Source organism: Paenibacillus sp. J31R122 (genome assembly GCF_056269185.1).
In genome coordinates this window covers 205,951-222,567 of sequence record NZ_JBWDNM010000007.1, presented here as the reverse complement: position 1 = coordinate 222,567, position 16,617 = coordinate 205,951, and the positions used below count along the sequence as shown (strand labels likewise).

Here is a 16,617-nt window from a genome sequence, read left to right as displayed (position 1 = left end):
TCTACCCAAAGGCCTCGATGCTCCAAGTTTGAATCACGTGTACCACTGGGATTGAATGCCGAGCATGCCAGCATATGCGCCTGCCTGTTTCATTAACTCCACATGGCTTCCCTGCTCGACGACCTCGCCCTTATGCAGAACAATAATGCGATCTGCCAATTTGGCGACGCCAAGACGATGGGATATAAGCATAGCTGTCTTATTTTGCATAGAATCACGAAACTGCTTATAAACCTCAACCTCCGCTTTCGGGTCAAGGGACGCCGTCGGCTCGTCAAGAACAATAATATCGCAATCTCTCATATAGGCTCTGGCTACAGCAATTTTCTGCCACTGACCTTGAGACAGGTCAACTCCGTTATCAAATTGCTTCCCGAGAAACGTATCATATCCATCAGCCAACCTATCAATCACGTAATCGGCTCCTGACATTTTCGATGCATCACGGATTTTTTCTTCGTCCTGTAAATTCAACAGATTACCAATGCCGATATTATCCTTAGCTGTCATGTGATATTTTTGAAAGTCTTGAAATATGGCAGCAGATCTACTCAACCATTGCATCGAATCGATTTCCAAGAGATCTTTGCCGTCTACCAATATTCGTCCTTTTGTCGGACGGTAGAGTCCAAGAAGTAGTTTGATCAAGGTTGTTTTGCCCGATCCGTTTTCACCAACCAATGATAACCGCTCGCCTCGTTTAATGTGCAGGTTGATATTTTTTAGCGCAGGATCATGGGTACCAGGATAGCAGAAAGTAACCTGTTCGAACTCAATATTGCTCTCGAATCGAATAGATGTGTCGACTTGATCCAAGATTTGTTCTTCTCCAGTAAGATCCATATACTCAAACATATCCCGAATGTAAAGATTATCACGATTAATTATGGCGATATTCCAGAACATATTTACCATATTTTGCTGAACCATAAGCACTGACCCAATGAAAGCAGCATATATCCCGGCAGTCAGTCCTTCGCGAGAAGCAACAAAAACAAAGAAAATCAAAGCTGCCCCAAAGGATAGCGTAGTACCCGTCGTGCTGATCAAGTCAAGCTTGAATTCGCGCTTTGTGAGAAGTAGACGTTCTTGGCGCAATTTTCGGTACAAGCTTCCCCATTTTGGAAGCAAATACTTACCTAATCCGAACAATCGTACTTCTCCCGCAGCGCTCCTTCCCGTCATCAACTCACCCAAATACGCAAGCTGACGCTCCTCCTCAGATTGCTTCCTCTGCAGCAGATACTGCTCTGTATAAAGACGCACCTTCACTAACGCAAAAGCCGCTGTTCCAATTGAGAGTATCAGAGGTATCATCCAATGAATTGATCCTAAATAAACAATGAGCGAAACGATGGTCACCGATGCCGTGAAGACTTCAAATATAAAGGACATCGTCGAAAACAAGCGGTTATCCAAACCTTTCTGAGCCCGTTGCAACTGATCATAAAACTCCGGACGTTCAAATGTTTCAAGCGGCAAGGACTGGGCTTTGGCCAATATTGCCATTTGTATTTTCGATTTCACATTCTCCTGAAGGTGATTGATGAGCGCTGTACCGTAAGTGATCATTATTTCTTGAATTACCATTGCACATAGAAACAATCCGGTCCACACTGCCAGTTCAGAAATTCCGGCTTCTCCATTCGTTGCTTTGACCACGTAATCGATCAATTGCCGAAGCGCATACAAAGAGATGAGCGGAATAAGGCCGGCAAATATATTGATGAATAGTACGACGCTCATATCCTTAGGGCTTACTGCTAATAGATATTTTATTAGCCGAATAAAATGAATCCATTGTCCCATTTTATCGGCGGACTGCTTGTTATCAACCACCTATAACTCCCCCCTCCTCACTTTGTTCCTGGTACCATTCAGCTTGCATGCTATATAACTGTGCATAGTTTCCGTTTTGAGCCAGGAGTTCATCATGGGTACCTGACTCACAAATACACCCCTTATCGAGCAACACAACACGATCTGCGAGACGAGCTGAACCTAGTCTATGGGAAATAAGCAGCATCGTTTTGCCCTTTGATACGCTGCTGAATTGTCTGTAAACCTCATATTCAGCTTTCGCGTCTAACGCAGCAGCTGGTTCATCAAGCACCAGCACCGATGAATCTCGAAAGTATGCTCTTGCAATCGCCAGCTTCTGCCACTGGCCTCCGGACAAATCTTGTGCACCTTCATACCTCTTACCAAGAAGAGTTTCATATTGATTGGGGAGCTGCTGTATCGCAACATAGGCCCCGCTTCGTTCAGCGGCGCTCATCATGCCTGCTTCATCATTTATGCTGTCAACGTTGCCGAGTACAATGTTCTCCTTTGCTGTGAATTCATATCGCACGAAATCTTGAAACACTGCTCCGCACCTTTTATGCCAGGAAGCTGGATTCAGTTCTGCAAGATCTATCCCATCAACCAAAATTTTCCCATCTGTCGGTCGGTATAATCCAAGCAGCAAACGCGCGAGCGTGCTTTTTCCTGAACCGTTCTCTCCAACAAGCGCAATACGTTCTCCCGGTTTAATATGAAAATTAATACGGTCAACAGCCAGTTCCGAGCTCCCTGGGTACATAAAACTGACATTTTGGAAAACAATTCCTTCTTTAAGCGCTGCTGTCGTTTGTATATCCAAACTTCCACTCGCTTCATGTAGACGCAAAAACTCTGGCACATTTCGAAAATCTGCATAAAATGAAGTGAGTAGATCGCCACTCCATGCTAACGCTCTACCCGCATCTTCCAAACGTTTTAACATATATAAAGTAGATACAAGTATTCCAACTGAGATCAATCCATTCATTCCGGCGTAAATCGACCATACTGCAATGGTTGCAATAAGCCCGATCATCATGAGCTTGAACATTAATACCTTGAAAACTAGCTGTCTCCGAGCGAGGAACAATTCACGGTTCACTTGGTCGTTCAAAGTCTGCCAACGGCGTAAGAAAAGTTCTCCAAGCGTGAACAACCGAAGCTCAGCAGCCGTCTCTCTGGCCGTCGATACATTACGCCAATATGTTGTTTTCCTTCTTAGCGGCGATTGTTCATAATTTACTTCTTCAAAAATTTGATTCGTTCTTATGTTCGCAGGTATAAACAAGATCATAGCAATGAGGACAAATATAGATAGGACCCAACTAATGTTACTAACAAAAATGATGATAACGACGACTTCAATTATAGTCCCAACAAATGAACCCAATTCGTCCAAAGCTTCTGCTAGCCTATACCCGCTTACTCGGTTGGCTCTTTCCAATTTGTCATAGTATTGTGGAGATTCAAAAGTTACTAGATCCACTTTAAGTGATTTTTCATATACGAGCCTTTTTAACGTTTCCCCTATTTTCTCATTCAGATATCCGGTTAGAAGTGGACGAACGGAGCCCACCACTTGTCTGAAAAGAATAGCACCTAGCAAGATTAACGCCCAGGGCAGTAATTCCTCTAACGCGACAAACCAATTCTGTTTTTCAATTGTGCCCAGATATGTAAGCTTGTCGACAAGTCCTGTAATCGCCCTTAATTCAAATAATGCCGTCAGCCCGCCTACACAGCTTAATAAGAGCAGAACCAAAGTGATTCCTTTGGAAGCCCGCCATAAAGAGTTTGCCGCAAAATGAATGACGTGTGCCGCTCTAAGTTGTTTTTCTGTTTCCACCATACTCTAATTACCCCTCCCGCCTTTTTTGTATGCTATCCATCTATCACCATAAGACAGCCTGAGTCTAAAAAATCTGTAGTTGAAGTTATTATTGCTGGAAACTTATCTGCATCAAAATATTCGCATAGAACTCGACCCTAGAAAAACATAATCTCCCGCAGCTACTGCTGATGAATAACTATATGGAGTCGTTACTCTTGTGATCACTAACATATCCACCTTATACCCAAAATTAATTTCCTAAATATTAGTATATTTGTTCGCGAATGTATATCTTTATTTTATTAATAGAGTCAAATCAAATATTTAAACATTTAAAATGCTAAATTACCCGTGCATAAGGAAAGGCAGCCAATTATACTAATGGCTGCCTTTCCTTATGCACGTTTGTTGAATATTCTAATACTAAGAAACAGTCCTTCTTAGTTTCATTTATTGCAATTAATTGGAGTAGCAAAAGAAACTGCTCCAATTTAGTTTCAGAATATGAATCTATTGGCTGGATTAGCTCATCTATGCCCACTTTCGTGTGATTTAGCTCCAAATTCTGAAACTAATTCGTCAATAATTCCTCAATGCCGATCAGTAGTTTCAGAAAGTGAAACTAATTTATCAACCTTCCCGCTAACCCCTCAGAAATATATGTACATAGGTGGCAATATCACCTCAACCAATAGGGCGTTCTTTAAAGAATTGGATAATCAACAGTCATATGACTTATGTTCTCTTGTACCATAAAAAAAAACCACTCCGAGGAGTGGTCAGCCTTCATTATGAAAGCTATAGTTTTAGGATAGGAGTGGAGAGAAACCATACTGTACCTCTATTATATGTATACGCTTCCAATCTGTCAATAAGCGCTTTCATTTTATTTTTTTACAAATTAGATCCTACCCATTATGCGTAAACGACTGTCGCCGTCCTTGGCGGCAAAGCTCGTTTCGCGGTGAATTATAAGCAAATTAAAGGTGTGAAACTTGTAGATTCTTATAATTGCACACAAGGTGAAACGGCTGTCGCCGTCTTCATGGCGGTGGCGCGTTTCATTCCGAAGAAATATAGAGAAGGTATGAGGAAATGATATACTTCCTATATTTCAAAAAAAATGATGCACACCCCTTACAGGTGTACATCATATCCGTTCGCAGAAAGAAGGACAATAGCTTGATCCAAATACTCTTGACTTCGGAAGGACAGCCTTAAAATACCTGGTACATCTTCTCTGCTCTCAATAATCTGAATGTTGCTTAAATTAATTAAGCTATTCCCTAGCTCACTCGTGATTTTACCAATAATACCAGGATGATCGGGTACGTCTACGTAGCAATCGAACGCAGAGAGAATCATCCCCTTGCGACGCTCCGGCATTCTGCTGCGGAATTGTCCCGCCGCTTGGAAAGCGTCTACGATCGCATCTCCATTTGAATGTTCCAACATTGCTACAAATTTATCCGTTTCTTTGCCCCAATCCCGAAGCAACTTCAACAATATGGTCCGATTATTAATTAGAATATCACGCCATACGACAGGATCACCAGAAGCGATTCGCGTAATGTCACGGAAGCCTCCCGCGGCGAGTGATTCGTATAGATCATTTTGCTCATTATAACCGCGAACCTGATTTACTAGCGATACCGCGATCATATGTGGTAAATGACTAATTGCGCCTACGATCTCATCATGAGCTTGGGCATCTACTTTTACGATATTAGCTTTCGTATAGCTGAGAAGCTCCGTTAAACGTTCTACAGCTTCAATAGGCGTTGTTTCATCGTGTGTTAACACATAATAGGCGTTCTCATACAGATGCGAGGAAGCCGCCTCGACACCAGAACGCTCTGAGCCTGCCATCGGGTGGCCTCCGATAAATACTGCCTTCCCAAAATCCAGCACTCTCGCGCACGCCATGACAGATGCCTTCGTACTGCCGGCATCAGATATAATGCAACCGGGTTTCAGATCAAAAGAACTCAGCTTCACCATATATTCTTCTATGTTGCCTACTGGAACGCAGACAAAAATAAAATCAGCCTGCTCAGCAGCCTCTTGCATAGACGTTGTCGCATAATCAACAACGCCGCGCTGCATATATTTCTCTACTTGAGAAGGACGATTAGAATGCCCGATTACCGTAATATCCGGCTTCCCTTTTAAACAAAGGGCTATCGAGCCTCCGATTAATCCAACTCCAAAAATCGCTACAGTTGTCATAAAATTATCCTTGCACCGCCGCTTCTTGCAATACTTGCTCTAAAGCTTTAATGAATTTCTCGTTTTGATCGGAAGTACCTACAGATATACGAATATAATTTGGATAATGAGTCCAACGTGATCTAGAAATGATGCCTTTGCGCAGCAAACCGTCAAATACCTCTGGCGAAGGACGCTTCACGTCTACCATTATGAAATTTCCATAGGCAGGGAAATATGAAAGTCCTAGACGGTCAAACTGTTCAGCTAGATACTTCAGACCTAGATTATTTTGTTCACGGCAATAAGAAATAAAAGCTTCGTCCAATAGTGCCGCTTTTGCTGCTGCTTGCGCTACACGCGACGTATTAAACGGCTCGCGAACCTGATTAACAAACCGAATCACTTCAGGATGTCCGATTCCATATCCGATACGAAGCGCGGATAAGCCGTAAATTTTGGAGAAAGTACGCAATACGATTAAATTGCGGTGCTCACGAAGCAATTGAACCCCGTCTGGAAATTCCGGATTTTCAACAAATTCGCCATACGCTTCGTCAAGAACGACCAGCACATCAGCTGGTACTTGCTTCAGAAATTCAGACAATTCCGGCAGCGTTACGATCGTTCCAGTAGGATTGTTCGGGTTGCATATCCAAATAATTTTCGTGCGGTCAGTTATCTTCGTCAGCATCGCCGGTAAATCATGCTTGCCGTCCTTTAATGGCACCTCAATAATGTGAGCATTCTCAATTACCGCGTTATGCTTATATTGAGAAAATGTTTCATTCGCTAAAATCGTTTCATCCCCAGGGGCGATAAACGCTCTGTTTATCATCAAAATAATATCACTGGAGCCCGTTCCAAAAATAAGTTGGTTAGACTCTACACCCAGCTTTTGAGCAAGCGCTTCTGTAAGCTCGAAGCTTGCACCATCCGGATAAATATTTAAATTATTCAATTCTTCTATAATTGCTGCTTTAGCAAGTTCAGAGCTGCCGAACGGGTTTTCATTGGAAGCCAGCTTTATTACTTCCTTCAATCCTAATTCTCTCTTGACATCTTCAACCGGCTTACCAGGCTGGTAGACGGGAAGGTGGACGATATTACTTTTCGGCTGCATGTGCCGTTCACCTCTTTTTAATAGGGTCTGGTTATATTGCTTATCATCCATTGTCTCATATCTTATTACGGTTTTAAAGTGTTTTTAAACAAACGAAAGCCTCCTGCTATTCTAGCAAGAGGCACTTTAGAGAATATATAAACTTTATCCTTTCAGCTGCGCGACAAAATCTCCAATTTGTTTAAGCCCAGCTTCGCGCGTAGTTGCATCCTGAAGCATTGGAATCGCCTCTTCAATGGTACGAACAATCGCACTGCCGACAATGACGCCGTCACACTGCTTTTCAAACCGCTCTACCTGTTCACGGCTTGAAATACCGAAGCCCACCGCAATTGGCAGTTCCGTTGCTTCACGAACAGTTGCCAGAAACTCGTCAATCCCGGTATGGAAGTCGGCTCTTACGCCTGTCACACCTAATGAAGACACACAATAAACGAAGCCTCTCGCGCTTTGTGAAATACGGATAACCCTATCTTTAGACGTTGGCGCGACTAGCGGAATGAGATGCACATTAGCCGCTTCTGCCATTTGTCTGACCTCTGAATCTTCTTCAATCGGCAAATCAGGAATAATAAGACCGCTTATACCTTTGCTTTTTACAAGCTCGAAGAATGCATCCAAGCCGAACTGGAACACAGGATTAAAATAAGTAAACAAAATAAATGGAAGCTTTACCCCAGCTTCACGAGCTTGCTCCGCTACATTTATGCAATCACGCAAAGTGATGTGATTAAGCAGGGCGCGCTCAGAAGCTCGCTGTATGACTGGTCCGTCTGCAAGCGGGTCGGAATATGGAACCCCAAGCTCAATCATATCCGCTCCGGCCTTTTCCATCGTTTTGATGATTTCTACGGATGTTTCGATATCAGGATCACCCATCGTTATAAACGGAATGAGCGCAGTGCGCCCTTCAGATTTAATACGCGCAAATGCTGCATCAATGAGATTCATTTTTTTCGACCCCCAAATAACCCATAATAGCTTCTACATCTTTATCGCCGCGTCCAGACAAGCTAACAACAATGACCTTATCCTTGTCAAGCGTCGGTGCAAGCTTCAATGTATGCGCGATAGCATGTGCCGATTCCAGTGCGGGAATGATACCTTCCGTGCGACTAAGCAGCTGCAGTGCCTCTAACGCTTCAGCATCTGTCGCAGGCACGTAATCAGCTCTGCCGGAATCCTTCAAGTAGGCATGCTCAGGACCAATGCCGGGATAATCAAGCCCAGCGGAGATCGAATGCGCGGGCTGTACTTGTCCGTGCTCATCCTGCAGCACGTAGCTTAGCGAGCCTTGGAAAATACCATGACGTCCTTTGGTCATTGTTGCAGCGTGCTCAATTGTGTCTACACCGCGCCCCGCCGCTTCAACACCGATCAAACGCACGGAATCATCATTAACGAACGGATAGAAAATACCCATCGCGTTACTTCCCCCGCCAACTGCCGCAACGACATAATCGGGCAATCTGCCTTCATCAGTCAAAATTTGTTGACGAGCCTCGTCTCCAATAATCCGTTGAAAATCACGAACAATCATCGGGTAGGGATGTGGTCCTGTAACAGATCCCAAAATGTAATACGTGTCCTCAACATGACTTACCCAGTAGCGAAGCGTTTCATTGCAGGCATCCTTCAATGTGCGCGTGCCTGATAGGACAGGAACTACCTCGGAGCCAAGCAACTGCATACGGAACACGTTAAGCTGCTGACGCTTCATATCTTCTTCACCCATAAACACCTTGCACTCTAAGCCAAGCAAAGCAGCTATCGTAGCGGAGGCTACCCCATGCTGTCCTGCTCCAGTTTCAGCAATAATTTTTGATTTGCCCATTCGTTTAGCGAGAACACCTTGACCAATCGTATTATTAATTTTGTGAGCGCCTGTATGGTTGAGGTCTTCACGCTTTAGATATATTTTAGCGCCTCCAAGATGCTCGGTCAGACGCTCAGCGTAGTAGAGCGAGGTTGGTCTTCCCGAATATTTGTTCAGCAAATAGCGTATTTCATCTTGGAAGGTAGCATCCTTCGAATAATGCTTGTACGCTTCCTCCAGCTCAAGCAAAGCATTCATAAGTGTTTCTGGCACATAACGTCCGCCAAACTTGCCAAACCGTCCGTATTCATCTGGTACCTGTGTCATGCTTCCATCACCCTTCTAACAAATAATCGAATTTTGTCTATATCTTTCCGTCCATCTGTCTCGACACCGCTTGATACATCAATACCACTCGGGGAATAGGTCCGTAGAAGCTCTTGTACGTTGCCCTCATGCAGTCCTCCCGCAACATAAAGCGGTATTCCAATCGCCTCAGCAGCCTTATTATACTCCTCGATGGCCTTCCAATCGAAAGTATGACCGGTGCCGCCTCCTGGCGCGTCTATCAATATAGCATCCACAGCCTCTAGAAATGGAGTCATTCTTTCAAGCGCGGTTTCTGAATTAACGGTGTCGGTGTTCCCTTTGATCGAGAATACTCTCCAAACTTGCACACCCAGCTTCGTTCTAAGCTCGCGGCAAAATTCTGGTGTTTCATTGCCATGCATTTGGACGATGTCTAATGGTGCTGCAGTAATTATAGTGTTAATTTCCTCAAACGATGGATTAACGAATACGCCTACCGTTAGTGGTCGCTTATCGTCATACGCCCTCAATCGATGAACAGCCTTGATCAATGGCGCAGCTGTTGCAGCGTCAACCTGTCTCTTGCTAGGAGCGAATACGAAGCCAATTTCATGAATTGGCAGTCCGTCCATTTCTTCAATCGTTTGGACATCCTTTAGTCCGCATATTTTGATACGCGGCTGCTGTCTCATCGTACAGTCACAGCACCCATCAAATTATTAACGGCTTGGCCTACATCTTCATGTCTCATAAAGTACTCACCAATTAGCACACCATGCGCGCCAATTGACTGCAAATAATCCATATCACTTTTACCCGCAATTCCACTTTCACTCAAAACGGTAACATCCTTCGGCATCATTCCAATTAGAGCTTCGGTCGTCTTAAGATCAGTAACAAACGATTTTAAATCACGGTTATTTATGCCGATCAATGTCGCCTTATCAAGCTCTAACACCTGCTCCAGCTCTGCTTGGTTATGCACTTCGACAAGTACATCCATACCAATCGATTTGGCTAGATCATGGAATTCAGAAAGCTGAGCTGATGTTAAAATCGCAGCAATAAGCAGCACTGCGTCAGCTCCAATTAAGCGCGCTTCATATATTTGACGAAAATCAGTCGTAAAATCCTTACGCAGCAAGGGCAGCCTTACCGTTTCCTTTACCGCGCTTAAGTATTCATTAGAGCCTTGGAAATAATCACGATCCGTAAGTACAGAAATGCAATCCGCTCCTGCAGCTTCATAAGCTGAGGCCAGCTCGGTAGGATAAAAATTCGCCCGTATAAGTCCTTTTGACGGTGAAGCCTTCTTCACCTCAGCAATGAGCCCCATGCTTCGATTCCGACCCCGCGTGGTAAGAGCGCGCTCAAAGCCTCGGCAATCGCCTAGCTTTGCGATTTCTTTCTCAGCCTCCGCAATATTAAAATGGGCAGCGAGCGCTTCAACTTCAGCCCGTTTCGTTGCTACAATTTTATCCAGAAACATGCGCCAACTCTCCTGTCATTTGAATAAGATTAACTAGCTTATGCTGTGCCTTGCCAGAATCAATGACTTCAGCTGCAACCGCTACGCCTTCTTTAATCGAAGAAGCCGCCCCTCCGACATAAATACAAGCCCCTGCATTCGCAAGTACGATATCGCGGTACGCTCCTTGCTGCTCTCCCGAGAATATAGCGCGGATAAGCGCTGCATTAACTGCAGGCTCACCGCCTATTACATCCTCTATCGGCCAACGTGAGAGACCAAGCTCCTCGGGTGTTATGTCATACGTATGAACCTCGCCGCCTTGCAGCTCGGATATTTGCGTAGAGGCAGAAATACTGATTTCATCAAGCCCATCGTGACTGCTGACTACAAGCGCGCGTTTCAGCCCAAGCTCACCCAGCACCTCTGCGATAGTAGATGTATGAGAACGGTCGTACAAGCCTAGCAGCTGTCTGTCAGCTCCGGCTGGGTTTGTTAAAGGACCAAGCATATTGAAAATAGTACGAATACCAAGCTCGCGCCGCGGAACTGCAGCATGTCGCAGCGATGGATGATAGAGCTGGGCAAACATAAAGCAAATGCCAATATCCTTCAAACATTCCGCTGCTTGCTCCGGAGAGATGTTAATTTGAACGCCAAGCGCTTCAAGAACGTCAGCGCTTCCTGCTTTGCCAGACATTGCACGGTTCCCGTGTTTGGCGACTCTGATGCCCGCAGCGGAGGCAATAATAGACGAAGCTGTAGAAATGTTGAATTTATGAATGCCCGATCCGCCTGTACCGCAGGTGTCCAGCAAACCCTCCTGCTCCGTGTGAACATGACTGGATTGCATGCGCATAACCTCTGCAAAGCCGGTTATTTCATCCTTCGTTTCACCCTTCATCCGCATTGCGGTCACAACTCCGGCTATTTGAGCAGGTGTCGCATCCCCGCTCATCATAATAGTCATGACGGTCTTCGCTTGCTCTCTCGTTAAATTCGAGCCACCAATAAGCTTGCTTAGCGCTTGCTGAATCGTTATTTCATTACTTTGCGGCATAACTGAATGAGCCCCTTTCCCAGCTTTGACTTAGTAATCACTATTGATGGCGTTATATGCGACTTCCCGGTTTTTCGGTTGTGCAAAAATAGCTTCAGCTGCCCGAATCGCCTTCAGCATCCCTTTAGCTTTGTTAACGGTCTCCAAATACTCGCTTTCCGGAACCGAATCCCACACGATCCCTGCACCAGCTTGAACATACGCTTTACCTTGCTTGAAGATAATCGTCCGTATCGTAATACAAGTGTCCATGGAACCGCCGAAGCCTAGGTATCCAATCGCTCCAGCATAAGCGCCTCGCGCTTCATTTTCCAGCTCCGCGATAATTTCCATTGCTCTTAGCTTTGGCGCACCGGATACCGTGCCCGCCGGCAGGCAAGAAACAAAGGCATCGAAGAAGTCTTTATCCTTGCGCAGCTTACCGGAAACGTTGGAGACAATATGCATGACATGCGAGTAACGTTCAATTTCCATAAATGAGTCACAAGTAACAGAACCAAACTCAGAGACACGTCCGATATCATTTCGACCCAAATCGACCAGCATCAAATGCTCCGCGCGTTCCTTCTCATCAGCGAGCAGCTCGCGTTCTAAAGCTTTATCTTCTTCGGTTGTTTTGCCACGCGGTCTAGTCCCGGCAATCGGTCTCGTTTCCACCCGATCTCCGTCTACCTTGACAAGAGCCTCAGGAGACGTCCCGACGATTACCTCCTCGCCCATTTTCAAATAATACATGTAGGGAGAAGGATTCATTGTACGAAGTACTCTATAGACATGCAATGGATCGATATCGGTCTCGATACTGAATCGCTGTGACAGAACCACTTGAAATATGTCCCCTGCGCGAATATACTGCTTTGCCTGCTCAATATTTGAAATAAATTGCTCCTTCGTTACATTCGATTGAATATCGCCTAGCTCATGATCAACTTGAATAGAAGAACCTCCGGTAACCGGAATAGTAACAGGCTGCTTCAATCGTTCGATTGTCGCTTCAATTTTAGCAACTGCTGTCTCATAAGCTGCCGCGATATTCAGATCAGTCGCACCTTCAGCTATATGAACATTTCCTACGATTTGAAGCTGCTGCTTGAAATGATCAAAGACGATCACCTGATCGCAAAACATAAACTGCATATCATTCATGTTCAAGTCATCAATTCGGTGAGCGGGAAGTCTCTCATAATACTGCAGCAAGTCATAGCCAAAAAATCCGATAGCTCCGCCAGTAAATGGAGGCAGCTCTGGCATCGCAGGGCTGCGGTATGATCTTAAATGAGCTTTCAATAGCTCTATCGGCTTATCGTGAAGCGTATGCTTCTCTCCTTTACGCTCAAGCACCATTTCACCATTTTTACCATAGAGCATCATAAACGGATCTGTGCCAATAAAGGAATATCTCGCCCATTTAACGCCACCCTCTACGCTCTCCAGCAAAAATGCATGATTTTCCTTCGCGAAGTGCTGAAACAACCGAATTGGCGTTTCGGTATCGGCCATCATATAACGAACGATTGGTATTAAGTTGTATTGGCCAGCTAAACGTGTAACCTGCTGCAGTTCACTCGACATCCCGAACAACCTCCTTGTTTATGGTCTGCGTAAACCTATAATAAAACAAAAAAAGCTCCTGCCATGGCAGGAGCGTTGGATTAGATGATGACGGAGGTATGTAAGCGGAAATAAGATAGCTTACGCAACGGTGAAACAGCACTTTTACCTATCCTTGTGTATGTACATAAGGAACGGTTCAGCTCTTTCCTATACCCGTAATCGTAATTACCTTCACTCTGCTTCTCTCAACTATTCTCAGCTCATCTATACTCAACTAGAAACCTGCTCTACTCTTCTCACTTACGTATTTCAATATACAACAACTTACGACCGCGCGTCAATATTTGCTTATGCTTTAGATAGATCAGGACGAAGCGCCTGAGCGCCGTTAAGATACACATGACGGATCTCGGCTTGGCTCTTGTCTGTATTAATAAGCACCATTAGACGTATGCAGCGCTTAAGACTTCCTTTGACGGGCACTTCTAGTGAACACATAAGCGGTACAAGCTCCCAGCCTTGCATCTCCCTAATAGCTCTAGCTGGAAACGCTTCATCCAAATCATTCGTAACGGTTATGAATACGCTGCAAATGTCGTCAGGAGCAATTTGATTGTCCGCTACAATGTCATTCAACATCTCGATTGTAGCCTTCATGATCGCTTCTTCCTCATTTACTTCAACGGTAATCGCGCCGCGAACACCTCTAACACCCATCATTATGACTCCTCCTGCTTCAATTGCTCTACAATTTCTCGAACCCATTCCACGGGAACATCGGGCTTAATTTCTACTTTACCAATAGCGGTTGGCACTATAAATACCATCGTGCCTTCCGTGAATTTCTTATCATGCATCATGGCATCCATTACGGCATCTACATCGAAATGATCAGGCAAACGAACAGGCAGCCCGCACTTTGCAAGAACACGCTTTGTTACGGTATATACCTCTTCCGGTGCGCCGTAACGCAATCCGAGCTTCGCAGATCCAATCATGCCAATGGAAATAGCTTCACCATGAAGCAGCACACCATAGCCTGCAACTGCTTCAAGAGCGTGACCAATCGTATGCCCAAGGTTCAGAATTGCCCGTAAATCGTTTTCCCGCTCATCCCGAGAAACGACCTCAGCCTTCACGCTGCACCCCTTATACAAAGCATAGCCAAGCGATTCCGGATCAAGAGCAAGGAGCTTTTCTGCGTTTTCTTCACACCATAACGCGAACGATTCATCCCAGATAAGTCCGTGCTTGACAACTTCAGACAAGCCGGCCATCACTTCTCTAGGAGGGAGTGTTTGCAGCGTATTCAGATCATATAGAACCAATTCCGGCTGGTGGAAAGCTCCGATAATATTTTTGGCAGCTGGATGATTTACCGCTACTTTACCGCCTACACTGCTGTCATGTGCCAATATCGTAGTAGGAACCTGTACAAACTTAATGCCGCGCATATAGGATGCCGCAACAAATCCAGCCAAATCGCCGACCACACCGCCGCCCAATGCGACGATAGTCGATTTACGATCAAGACCCGCTTCGAGCGCTTTTCCAACAAGCTCTTCAAGCATAGCCAGTGACTTCGAGCTTTCACCTGATGGAACAACTGCGCTAACCGTTTTAAATCCGCCGTTCTTCAGCTCCGATTCTAACGCTTCCAGATGATGCTTAGCCACCTGACTGTCGGTAATAATCATCAGAGGTGATTTCGTACTAATATTATGTTTCAAGAAATAGGAAGAAGCCTCCTGCAGGAGGCCCTCCCCGATATAAATGGGATAAGAGCGATCACCTAGTTCAACTGTTAATTCGCGCATCCTTAGTACCGTCCTAATTGTTCTAAATAATTATTAAGATTAGCGCGAATTTCTTCGATGGAATCTCCGCCGAATTTCTCAAGGAACGCCTTCGCAACTTCCCAAGCGACAACATGCTCCATCACGACGCTAGCGGCAGGTACTGCACAGCTGTCTGAACGTTCAACTTGAGCGGTAAACGGCTCTTTCGTATCAATGTCAACGCTGCGAAGCGGCTTGTAAAGAGTCGGAATCGGCTTCATTACACCTCTTACAACGATTTGTTCTCCATTAGTCATGCCGCCCTCGAAGCCGCCAAGGCGGTTGCTCGCGCGATGGTAGCCGCGCTCAGCGTCGTACATGATTTCGTCATGGACCTGCGAGCCGCGCAGCTTAGCCGCTTCAAAGCCGATACCGATTTCACAGCCTTTGAACGCGTTGATCGAAACAACGGCCTGTGCGATGCGACCATCCAGCTTCCGATCCCACTGCACGTGGCTGCCAAGACCAATTGGCACGCCCTCGATGATACATTCCACCACGCCTCCGATCGAGTCGCCCTCCGCTTTAATTTGATCAATATATTCGGTCATCTTCTGCTCAGTTTCCTTGTCTACGACACGAACTGAAGACTCCTCTGTTAAACGAATCAATTCATCAACAGAAAGCTGATTCGCCGGCGCCTCGATCTCACCTATGCGAATAACTTGTCCTGCCACTTTAATGCCGAATTCAGCTAGAAATTGACGAGCTACCGCCCCTACAGCGACACGAGCAGCTGTTTCACGGGCGCTAGAGCGCTCCAGCACATTGCGCAGATCCTTCAAATCGTATTTCAAACCGCCATTCAGATCAGCGTGACCAGGACGCGGACGGTGAACACGGCGCTTCTCTTCATCGCTTCCTTCAATCGGTTCAATATTCATAACGGAGGTCCAATGCTTCCAGTCATTGTTCGCAACAATTAGCGCTACAGGAGCACCAGTCGTTCTACCATGACGTACGCCTCCTACAATGTTGGCAGTATCTTTCTCGATTTGCATACGACGACCGCGGCCATGCCCCTTCTGGCGTCTATGCAGCTGAAAATTCAATTCCTCGAAATCAATTGTTAAATTGCTTGGCAGCCCTTCAATAATAGCCGTCAATTGGGGACCGTGGGTTTCTCCCGCTGTCAAATACCTTAAACTCAACCAAAGCTCCTCCTTCAAGGCAAGCCTATAAGCGCCTGCTATGCTTTACTGCACTAAACATCTTTGCTCATTATAGTACAGCGCCTGCGGTTTGACAAGAATTCACGCCGCTTCCAGCTCGCCTATGTCCAATAAAAAGAGGCTGCTTGAACGCCTTCTAAGAAGACAAACAAGTCAGCCTCGTTCTATTTCACAATACTAGCTGTTAACAGAGTGTTTCTTGAGCAGCGCCGTTCCATCGTTCACGAGCAGCGGATCATTAACAAGCCTTATCATTTGTCCGCTGTCCACGCCAATAATTTGCGCACATTCTTGAATCGAAATAAATCCGCGCCTGTAGGCGGCTATTACTTTACGCTTATCCATCTCAAGCTCATCCTCCAAGTCCCTTCGGTTATGACTAGTATAGGAGAAGATGGAAATCGATATACATGG

Annotated in this window: 14 protein-coding genes; all 14 read right to left on the bottom strand. The window is 45.4% G+C overall.

Annotated elements, in window-relative coordinates:
* Positions 1-33: 33 nt before the first annotated feature.
* The 14 genes from AC0YN7_RS13940 to AC0YN7_RS13875 all read right to left on the bottom strand — a co-directional run bounded on the left by AC0YN7_RS13940 (position 34) and on the right by AC0YN7_RS13875 (position 16,548).
* Positions 34-1,839, bottom strand: coding sequence for an ABC transporter ATP-binding protein (locus tag AC0YN7_RS13940; protein WP_475810610.1), 1,806 nt, complete (start codon positions 1,837-1,839; stop codon positions 34-36).
* Positions 1,832-3,673 (bottom strand): ABC transporter ATP-binding protein, encoded by a 1,842-nt coding sequence (locus AC0YN7_RS13935; protein ID WP_475810609.1) that lies wholly within the window; start codon positions 3,671-3,673, stop codon positions 1,832-1,834. The genes AC0YN7_RS13940 and AC0YN7_RS13935 overlap by 8 nt, the downstream gene beginning before the upstream one ends.
* A gap of 1,119 nt (positions 3,674-4,792) precedes the next feature.
* Positions 4,793-5,884, bottom strand: coding sequence for a prephenate dehydrogenase (locus tag AC0YN7_RS13930; protein ID WP_475810608.1), 1,092 nt, complete (start codon positions 5,882-5,884; stop codon positions 4,793-4,795).
* Positions 5,885-5,888: 4 nt separating this feature from the next.
* A complete protein-coding gene (hisC, locus tag AC0YN7_RS13925) occupies positions 5,889-6,986 on the bottom strand; it encodes a histidinol-phosphate transaminase (protein ID WP_475810607.1) in 1,098 nt (365 codons plus the stop codon).
* A 144-nt stretch (positions 6,987-7,130) separates the two neighbouring features.
* On the bottom strand, positions 7,131-7,937 hold the full coding sequence (trpA, locus tag AC0YN7_RS13920) for a tryptophan synthase subunit alpha (protein ID WP_475810606.1): 807 nt from the start codon (positions 7,935-7,937) through the stop codon (positions 7,131-7,133).
* Complete coding sequence (gene trpB / locus AC0YN7_RS13915; RefSeq protein WP_475810605.1) at positions 7,924-9,129, bottom strand: tryptophan synthase subunit beta; 1,206 nt, start codon at positions 9,127-9,129, stop codon at positions 7,924-7,926. Before trpB ends, trpA begins: the two co-directional genes overlap by 14 nt.
* Positions 9,126-9,803, bottom strand: coding sequence for a phosphoribosylanthranilate isomerase (locus tag AC0YN7_RS13910; protein ID WP_475810604.1), 678 nt, complete (start codon positions 9,801-9,803; stop codon positions 9,126-9,128). Before AC0YN7_RS13910 ends, trpB begins: the two co-directional genes overlap by 4 nt.
* On the bottom strand, positions 9,800-10,600 hold the full coding sequence (gene trpC, locus AC0YN7_RS13905) for an indole-3-glycerol phosphate synthase TrpC (RefSeq protein ID WP_475810603.1): 801 nt from the start codon (positions 10,598-10,600) through the stop codon (positions 9,800-9,802). The genes AC0YN7_RS13910 and trpC overlap by 4 nt, the downstream gene beginning before the upstream one ends.
* The gene (trpD, locus tag AC0YN7_RS13900) at positions 10,587-11,639 is read right to left on the bottom strand and encodes an anthranilate phosphoribosyltransferase (RefSeq protein WP_475810602.1); all 1,053 of its coding nucleotides are present in this window, start codon (positions 11,637-11,639) and stop codon (positions 10,587-10,589) included. The genes trpC and trpD overlap by 14 nt, the downstream gene beginning before the upstream one ends.
* Before the next feature lie 30 nt (positions 11,640-11,669).
* Positions 11,670-13,211, bottom strand: coding sequence for an anthranilate synthase component I (trpE, locus tag AC0YN7_RS13895; protein ID WP_475810601.1), 1,542 nt, complete (start codon positions 13,209-13,211; stop codon positions 11,670-11,672).
* 330 nt (positions 13,212-13,541) lie between these two features.
* Positions 13,542-13,910 carry a chorismate mutase gene (gene aroH, locus AC0YN7_RS13890; RefSeq protein WP_475810711.1) on the bottom strand — a complete coding sequence of 123 codons (369 nt, stop codon included), beginning with the start codon at positions 13,908-13,910 and terminating at the stop codon, positions 13,542-13,544.
* 2 nt (positions 13,911-13,912) lie between these two features.
* Positions 13,913-15,010, bottom strand: a complete 1,098-nt coding sequence (aroB, locus tag AC0YN7_RS13885; RefSeq protein ID WP_475810600.1) for a 3-dehydroquinate synthase — start codon at positions 15,008-15,010, stop codon at positions 13,913-13,915.
* A gap of 2 nt (positions 15,011-15,012) precedes the next feature.
* Complete coding sequence (gene aroC / locus AC0YN7_RS13880; protein WP_475810599.1) at positions 15,013-16,182, bottom strand: chorismate synthase; 1,170 nt, start codon at positions 16,180-16,182, stop codon at positions 15,013-15,015.
* A gap of 198 nt (positions 16,183-16,380) precedes the next feature.
* Complete coding sequence (locus AC0YN7_RS13875; RefSeq protein WP_475810598.1) at positions 16,381-16,548, bottom strand: hypothetical protein; 168 nt, start codon at positions 16,546-16,548, stop codon at positions 16,381-16,383.
* Between the last annotated feature and the right edge of the window lie 69 nt (positions 16,549-16,617).

Coding starts and splice junctions, on each gene's coding strand:
- AC0YN7_RS13935 (WP_475810609.1), bottom strand. CDS start 3,673: ATGGTGGAAACAGAAAAACAACTTAGAGCGGCACACGTCATTCATTTT.
- AC0YN7_RS13930 (WP_475810608.1), bottom strand. CDS start 5,884: ATGACAACTGTAGCGATTTTTGGAGTTGGATTAATCGGAGGCTCGATA.
- hisC (WP_475810607.1), bottom strand. CDS start 6,986: ATGCAGCCGAAAAGTAATATCGTCCACCTTCCCGTCTACCAGCCTGGT.
- trpA (WP_475810606.1), bottom strand. CDS start 7,937: ATGAATCTCATTGATGCAGCATTTGCGCGTATTAAATCTGAAGGGCGC.
- trpB (WP_475810605.1), bottom strand. CDS start 9,129: ATGACACAGGTACCAGATGAATACGGACGGTTTGGCAAGTTTGGCGGA.
- AC0YN7_RS13910 (WP_475810604.1), bottom strand. CDS start 9,803: ATGAGACAGCAGCCGCGTATCAAAATATGCGGACTAAAGGATGTCCAA.
- trpC (WP_475810603.1), bottom strand. CDS start 10,600: ATGTTTCTGGATAAAATTGTAGCAACGAAACGGGCTGAAGTTGAAGCG.
- trpD (WP_475810602.1), bottom strand. CDS start 11,639: ATGCCGCAAAGTAATGAAATAACGATTCAGCAAGCGCTAAGCAAGCTT.
- trpE (WP_475810601.1), bottom strand. CDS start 13,211: ATGTCGAGTGAACTGCAGCAGGTTACACGTTTAGCTGGCCAATACAAC.
- aroH (WP_475810711.1), bottom strand. CDS start 13,910: ATGGGTGTTAGAGGTGTTCGCGGCGCGATTACCGTTGAAGTAAATGAG.
- aroB (WP_475810600.1), bottom strand. CDS start 15,010: ATGCGCGAATTAACAGTTGAACTAGGTGATCGCTCTTATCCCATTTAT.
- AC0YN7_RS13875 (WP_475810598.1), bottom strand. CDS start 16,548: ATGGATAAGCGTAAAGTAATAGCCGCCTACAGGCGCGGATTTATTTCG.